The sequence below is a fragment of the Sphingomonas sp. genome (assembly GCF_048595155.1).
GTDB lineage: Bacteria > Pseudomonadota > Alphaproteobacteria > Sphingomonadales > Sphingomonadaceae > Sphingomonas_I.
Genome location: NZ_JBMDXN010000103.1, coordinates 26,740 through 33,897 on the forward strand (window position 1 = coordinate 26,740; position 7,158 = coordinate 33,897).

Genomic DNA, 7,158 nt, shown 5'->3' on the forward strand with positions numbered 1-7,158 from the left:
CCGTGCCCGACGAACAAGCACCTCAACGGTCGAACCGGCCATGCACGCGCATGGCCGGCCAACCATAGCGTTAGAGGGACTTGTTCTGCTGGAAGTCCACGCCACCGCGAACGGCGCGCTCATTGCCGGCAGCATCGGTCAGGAACTGGTTGATCTGGACCGACGTGAAGTTCAGCGTGATGTTCTCGTTCGGCTGCGAACCGCTGGCCGAAGTACCCGACGTGGTGAAGGACGAGCAAATCACGTTGGAAAGCGTATATTCCATATACTTCTGCTCACCACCATCAGAAGCCTGACGGGTGACGGCAAGAGTCGCGTTTTCGGTATTCTTGCCCTGCAGCGACTGGATCATGAACTGCGTGGTCGAATCGTCCTGCTTCTTCGTGAGATGCAGATCGCCTGGCGTAACCTTACCCGACGAAACACGGTTGCCGGACGCGCCCGACGTCGTCTGGACCGCAACTGAGAAGCCCCAGCTGTACGAATCAACTTCGATCCAATCCTTGTACTGCGACGACGTGGCAGCACCCTTAAGGTTACCAAGCTTCAAATACACAGGCATAACAATCTCCCTCGAACGAACTGCTACGGGTCCGAAACGCACGAACATGCGCTACGGTTCTAATAATACTAGCTCAAATTAATTTCTACCTCCCTTTGGGCGTCGGCTTTGAGCTCAATCTTTTCAACACTTTCCCCATCTTGTCTGCGCTGCAGCAAAAGACCTGCCAGCCGCGGCGCTATCCCTCCGGCGATGACCGCTTCGACGTTGCGAGCACCACTTTGTGCTTCAGTGCAGCGCGACGCGATCGCATCGACCGTCGCATCATCCCATGTCAGTTCCGCGGCGTAACTGTCGCGGACCCGCTCCCCGAGTCGGCCAAGCGCCAGCCCCACGATTTCGCGCAGGATTTCGGGCTTCAGCGGGAAGTAGGGAATAACGGTGACCCGGCCCAGAAAAGCCGGCTTGAAATGCTTCAGCAGCTCTGGCCGCAGCGCATCGGCAAGGCCGGCTGCATCTGGCATCGTCTCCGGATCCGCACACAATTTCTCGATCAGATCGGAGCCGGCATTGGACGTCATGATCAGCATGGCGTTGCGGAAGTCGACATCGCGACCCTGCCCGTCCTTGATCATGCCCTTGTCGAACAATTGGTAGAAGACATCCTGGACGCCGGGATGCGCCTTTTCCATTTCGTCCAGCAGTACCACGCTGAACGGCTTGCGCCGCACCGCCTCGGTCAACACCCCGCCTTCGCCGTAACCGACATAACCCGGAGGCGCACCGAGGAGCATCGAGACCTTATGCTCCTCCTTGAACTCGCTCATGTTGATGACGGTCAAATTCTGCGCGCCGCCATAGAACATGTCGGCCAGCGTCAAGGCCGTTTCGGTCTTGCCGACGCCGGACACGCCGACCATCAGGAACACGCCGGTGGGCTTGCGCGCATCGGTCAACCCGGCGCGGGATGTCCGGATCGCATCGCCGATCACGCTCAGCGCCTGATCCTGGCCGCGGATGCGTCGCCCGATCTGCGCCTCCAGCTCCAGAACGCCGCGAAGCTCGTCCGATACCATTCGGCCGACCGGAACACCCGTCCACAGCGCCACCACGTCGGCGACGGCGTGGCGATCGACGACATGGAACACCATCGGCCGCTCGCCCTGCAAAGCTGCAAGCTCGTCCTGCTTGGTTTTCAGTTCTGCGCGCAGCGCGTCCGTTGCATCCGGCCCGGTCAAAGCCTCCCGGGCGGAGCCGATCGCGTCGACCAGCGCCTTTTCCTGTTCGTAGCGCGCCGTCAGTTCGTCACGGCTAGTAATCGTCTGCGCCAGCTCTTCCTCGATCGCAGCCATGCGCGCCCCATGTTCGGACGCGCCCGCGCTGGTTTCGCGCGACAGAATGTCGCGCTCTACGGTCAGCGCGTCGATCCGCCGGCTGGCATTCTCGATCGCGGCCGGCGTCGACGTCTGGCTCATCGCCACACGTGCCGCCGCCGTATCCAGCAGGCTGATCGATTTATCGGGCAACTGCCGTCCGAAAATATAACGATGCGACAGGCGGACGGAGGCGACCACCGCCTCGTCCAGGATGCGCACCTTGTGGTGCTTCTCCAGCGTCGCCACCAGACCGCGCATCATCTCGATCGCCTTGCCTTCATCCGGCTCGTCGACCTTCACGACCTGGAAGCGCCGGGTCAGCGCGGCATCCTTCTCGAAATATTTTTTATATTCGGCCCAGGTGGTCGCCGCGACCGTGCGCAATTCACCACGCGCAAGTGCGGGCTTCAGCAGGTTGGCGGCGTCTCCCTGGCCTTCCTGGCCGCCCGCGCCAATCAGGCTGTGCGCCTCGTCGATGAACATGATGATCGGCGTAGGCGAATTTTTCGCTTCCTCGATCACCTGCTTCAGGCGGTTTTCGAACTCGCCGCGCACACCCGCGCCCGCCTGCAACAGACCCATGTCCAGGCTCAGCAGGCGCACGCCACGCAGCGCCGGCGGCACGTCCTCCGCCACGATCCGCAGCGCAAAGCCCTCGACCACCGCGGTTTTCCCCACGCCCGCCTCGCCGGTCAGGATCGGGTTGTTCTGGCGGCGACGCGTCAGGATATCGATCACCTGGCGAATCTCGCTGTCGCGGCCGATCACCGGATCGATCCGGCCTTCGCGCGCCTGCGCCGTCAGGTCGATACAATAGGTATCGAGCGCCTTGCCCTTGCCCATTGCGGGCACGGCTGCCGGTGCGCCAGGCTCGCCTCCCGCTGCGGCGGGCTGCCCCGCCCCTTCCCCCGCGATCGCGGTGAAGTTACCGGCGAGTATCTCTGCATCGATCTTGCTGAGCTGCGATGCGGCCTCGCGCATCGCACTGCCCATGTCCCGATCGGCCAGCAGCGCCGCGAGCAGGTGGCTCGGCCGAACCACCGCCTCGCCTTGCTCCACCGATGCGAACAGCCAGGCTTCGCGCGCCAGCCGCACGATCCGGGGCGACAACGCCGGCGGGCGGCCGTTGCCGGTCCGCAGGCGATCGAGCGTGCGGTTCAGTTCCGCCGCCAGTCGCCCGCTATCCACCTCGAAATGGCTGAGCACCGCATGCAGATCGGGATCGTCGCGCTCGACCAGCTTCAGCAGCCAATGTTCCAATTCGGCGTCATAATTGGTGCGGGACATCGCGCTTGCGACCGCCCCCTCCAATGCCTCACGGCTGCCAGCATCCAGCCGTGCGACCAGCGCCTTCAGATTCATGCACATTCCCCCAAGATGCCGGTATCGTTTGACGGCGTTGATCCGGCGTCGTCAGCGCAGGGCCCCGCGCTGTCATAGCCTTCGTCCTGCTCGGTATGTGTGACGTCCGGTATCGCGAACCGCAGGCGCAACGTCTTCCTGCCGGAAGCCGCTGGCACGACCATCCGATTCGGGTCGTCCCCGATCGGACACGCATCCTGATGTTCCACCGCAGAAGGACCCGCGGCTGTAACCGGCGTCAATCCCAAGAAGAATCGCCCCAAGATTTGTTAACCTGCGTTTAAACCGTTCGTCGCAGGAATCGATCCGTCACGGTTCATCTTATCCCGCTTCCGGCCCGGCTCATGGCGGGCAGAACGGCATCGTCGCGATCCTTCTTCGCCGGTCCGGCCAACAGCCACCCGGTGCGCGACAGCATCGGAGCGCCCTTTGCCGCCAGCGTGATCGGCGGCACCTGATCTGCCCGCAGCACCAGCTGAATGTCGAAATCGATGGTCCCGCCGATCGCGAAGCGAACCGCTTCGGTCAGCCGCTTTCGCAGCCCGTCCGCCTCGAAAAAGGCCTGGAAGGACGGCCAGTCCAGCGGGCCGATGCGGATGCGGAACCGGCCGGTCACGTCCGGCACGGTCTCGCCCAGCACCGCATTGGTGCCGAGCGAGGCATAATGCCCCCGGGGCTGGAAACCGGATCCCAGTCGGGTCCGTTCGCCCGGCTCGATCCGGATCCAGCGGGATTGCAGCTCGATCACCTCAACCGGCATGGTGAACATCGCCGCGACGATCCGGCGCAGCGAGCCCGGCGAACGCACGCGCCGCGCGAGCGACCCTGCCGCCGCCAGCGTGTCCGGCGCGTCCAGCCGGGCGATGCCGGCGAGTGCCGCGAGCGCCTGGCTGAACGGATCGGAGAAGGCGCCGCCATTCTCCTCGAACTGGACCGGCAGGCGATATTTGGCCCAGGCGCGATAGAACAGGCTGATGGCGCGATGATTGAACAGGTCCAGGAAGCGGGCGAGCGCCTCGTCCCGCGCGCGGCGTTGATTGACCACCAGGTCGGAATAATGATCCGGCATCACCCCCATCGGGCCGGTCAGGCCCATCGGCGCGATCGTCATCTCCACCGGCCCCTCCGGCGCCGGCCGCTCCAGCGCGAGGATCTCCGTATCGGGATGGCGCATGCCGTCCATCACCCGGAACCGGATCGGCTCGGCATCCGCGCGCGTATCGTCGCCCACCCCGCGCCCGGTGGCGGCAAGGATGAGGCGAACGGTCTGGAAGAATTCCGCGCGGGCCAATGCACGCCCGCTGGCAGGCGTCAGAGCAGCGCCCGCGTGCCCGTGCGCGCGTTCCAGCGCTGCCATGGATCCTTCTCCCCTTTGAGCATGAGCGTGGTGCGGCTGAAGCTGTTGATCGCTGCCATCGATGCGAACACCCGGTCCAGCAGCGCGCCGAGCAGGAATACGCCCGATCCCGACAGGCGCCGGTCTTCGAACTCCAGCGTGATCTCGGTGCCACCGACAAAGGCGATCCGCCCGGCCGCCGGCGCGCGCGCGGTGGCGGGACGCGTGTGGACAGCCCGCAGCCGTTCCGCCGCGCGCCGGCCTTCGGCGCCGGCCGGGCTGTCATGCAGCGCCAGCAACTCTCGCACCAGATCGATCGCCAGCGCCGGATCGGCGATGCTCATATGGTTGAGCGACAGATGCGAGATAAGCCGCCACAGCGCACCATGCCCGCGTTCCGGCCGTTGCGTGTGCGTCGGCGCGGTCAGGAACGTCGCGCGATCCACTTGCCCGCCCGATGTCAGCATGGTCAGCCGCGGCCGCCCGTCCCCGCGCGGCAGATCCGCCGCCAGGTTGCGGTTGGTGCAGGTCAGCGTGATCGACGCCACATGGTCGGCGTCGGCGACATGGACGCCTTTGCTGTCCACCGTCGACAGGAATACGTCATCGCCGCCCGACCGTGTCGTTGCCGCCCGGCGGGTCAACCGCCAATAGCGATGCCCTTCATTGCGGCCGCCGCCCATCGCGTAGAAGGGAAAATAGGGCTGGGCCGTACCGCCGCGATCCGCCACGCTGAGCTTGTCGACCGAATAGACTTCGGTCGTCGCTTCGCGGCGTGCATCGGGGATGATGCGATGTTCGTACCGGCCAGGCATCAGCCGCACCGGCTCCGCCTGCTGCCGGAACAGATTGACCACCGGTGTCGCGAACAGCCGGAAGTCGCTTGCACTGACCTGCCGCTCCAACGCGGCGTCGAACCGGTCGAGGTACAGGAACACGTCGATCGTCCGTCCACCATCGCGCAGTGTCTTGGCGTCCAGCCCGGTCAGGTCGAAGAACAGGAACTTCTCCGCAAAACCGAAATATTCGGTCATCAGCGCATGGGCGGGGTCGCTGGCCGGTCCCAGCGGCACCAATACTTCGTCCTCCGTAAAGCCGACCGGCCGGATCGTGTCGGGCGGCAGGATCACCGGCTGCGGGTCGGCGGCGTCGTCCGCCACCGCAACGGAGAGCGTGCCGCCGGTGATCAGCTCATACAGCATGTTGGCGGTGCGCGCCGGCGACGCGATGTAGAAGCGCAGCCTGTCCAGGCCCAGCTTAGCGAAGGTCAGATCGGGAATGGTCGTCTCGAGCGTCAGCCGCAACACGCCCCGGGCGGCGGCCGCATGCCGATTTTGCGGCGCCAGCAACGGCAGCCCGGACATGGCCGCCTTGGTCAAGCGGACCGGCCACATCTCGACCGGATAGCCTGTGCGGAACCGGACCGGTTCGCCGCCGACCGGCTCGGTCATCAACTCGGCGCCGGCGGGCACGATCGCCTGGGTCTGCAATCCGGTCTGCGGCGTCAGCTGCATGATCGCCATCGACGGAAAGGGCCGCAGATAATGCGGATAGAGCAGGTCGAGCAGCGCCGTCGTCAGCTCGGGAAAATCATCGTCCAGCTTCATGCGCGTGCGCGCATTCAGGAACGCAAATCCTTCGATCAGGCGGGCGACATGCGGGTCGTCAATCTGGTCGCCGGCAATGCGCAGCCGGCCGGCGATCTTCGGATTGGCCTCGGCAAACGCCTTGGCCATGTCCCGCATGAACCGCAGTTCGCTATTATAATAAGGCAGGATGTCGTCGAACATCAGCTGTGCATCACTAGATAAGAGCGGATGGGATCGAGGTGGCTGTCGAACATCAATTCCTGCCGCTCGCCGTCCAATGTCACCACGCCGCTGATGCGGAGGCGCAAGGTCCGGTCGAGCTCGTCCTTGTTGGGCAGCAGATTGACTTCGAACCGGCCGATGCGCGGTTCCAGCCGCCGCAGCAGACGTTCGACATCCTCGATGAAGCGGGTCCGGAATTCGTCGGCGGTGAGCGTTTCGTTGACGAGATCGTCGAGCCCGTAATTGAGCAGGCTGCGATCCAGCTCCTCTAGCTCGGACGGCCACGACAACAGCCGCCGCCGGCTGTTGAGCATGGCTTCCAGGTCCCGGCACAGGCTGGCGCGCAGCTGCGCGACCGGGCTGCGCCGATCCTCGCTTTCAACCAGTTTATCGAGCAGCGACGCGGTCATTCGGCGACCACCAGCTCCGTAAACTCGCCCAGCGCGACGGCATCTTCGCCGATCAGGAACGTCCGCAGGCCAATGCCGACCGTTTGCGCGCCCTGCTCGACCCAGTCGGTTTCGCGGCCAAGCCGCTGAGCATCGCTCATCGAGGTCGCGAAATAAACGGCCGGCAGGTAGACCACGCCGTTCGGGCCGCCACGCACCTCCAGCTCGGCCTGGCGCCAGACCAGATCGCGCGGGCGCTCCGGCGTCACCAGCTTCAGATGGGCGATCTGCGCGAGCGAAACCCATACATATTTGCCGGTCGTGGTCAGCACCTCCAGCACCTCGGCCGTGCGATCGTCGCCGTCGCGCAGCCCGGTGAAAG

Annotated in this window: 6 protein-coding genes; all 6 read right to left on the reverse strand. The window is 64.9% G+C overall.

Going from position 1 to position 7,158, the window contains the following annotated elements; all coding sequences use genetic code 11:
* Positions 1-70: 70 nt before the first annotated feature.
* Positions 71-562 (reverse strand): Hcp family type VI secretion system effector, encoded by a 492-nt coding sequence (locus ACOJSI_RS16170; RefSeq protein ID WP_420139334.1) that lies wholly within the window; start codon positions 560-562, stop codon positions 71-73.
* A 68-nt stretch (positions 563-630) separates the two neighbouring features.
* Positions 631-3,240, reverse strand: coding sequence for a type VI secretion system ATPase TssH (gene tssH, locus ACOJSI_RS16175; RefSeq protein WP_420139335.1), 2,610 nt, complete (start codon positions 3,238-3,240; stop codon positions 631-633).
* A gap of 316 nt (positions 3,241-3,556) precedes the next feature.
* Positions 3,557-4,597, reverse strand: coding sequence for a type VI secretion system baseplate subunit TssG (tssG, locus tag ACOJSI_RS16180; RefSeq protein ID WP_420139336.1), 1,041 nt, complete (start codon positions 4,595-4,597; stop codon positions 3,557-3,559).
* Positions 4,552-6,366, reverse strand: coding sequence for a type VI secretion system baseplate subunit TssF (gene tssF, locus ACOJSI_RS16185; protein WP_420139337.1), 1,815 nt, complete (start codon positions 6,364-6,366; stop codon positions 4,552-4,554). The genes tssG and tssF overlap by 46 nt, the downstream gene beginning before the upstream one ends.
* Positions 6,366-6,797, reverse strand: coding sequence for a type VI secretion system baseplate subunit TssE (gene tssE / locus ACOJSI_RS16190; protein WP_420139338.1), 432 nt, complete (start codon positions 6,795-6,797; stop codon positions 6,366-6,368). The genes tssF and tssE overlap by 1 nt, the downstream gene beginning before the upstream one ends.
* The coding region (locus ACOJSI_RS16195; protein WP_420139339.1) for a type VI secretion system accessory protein TagJ at positions 6,794-7,158 on the reverse strand (365 nt) is incomplete at its 5' end. The genes ACOJSI_RS16195 and tssE, both read right to left, overlap by 4 nt.

Excerpts from the sequence above, each read along its gene's own strand:
- ACOJSI_RS16170 (WP_420139334.1), bottom strand. The coding sequence starts at position 562 with ATGCCTGTGTATTTGAAGCTTGGTAACCTTAAGGGTGCTGCCACGTCG.
- tssH (WP_420139335.1), bottom strand. The coding sequence starts at position 3,240 with ATGAATCTGAAGGCGCTGGTCGCACGGCTGGATGCTGGCAGCCGTGAG.
- tssG (WP_420139336.1), bottom strand. The coding sequence starts at position 4,597 with ATGGCAGCGCTGGAACGCGCGCACGGGCACGCGGGCGCTGCTCTGACG.
- tssF (WP_420139337.1), bottom strand. The coding sequence starts at position 6,366 with ATGTTCGACGACATCCTGCCTTATTATAATAGCGAACTGCGGTTCATG.
- tssE (WP_420139338.1), bottom strand. The coding sequence starts at position 6,797 with ATGACCGCGTCGCTGCTCGATAAACTGGTTGAAAGCGAGGATCGGCGC.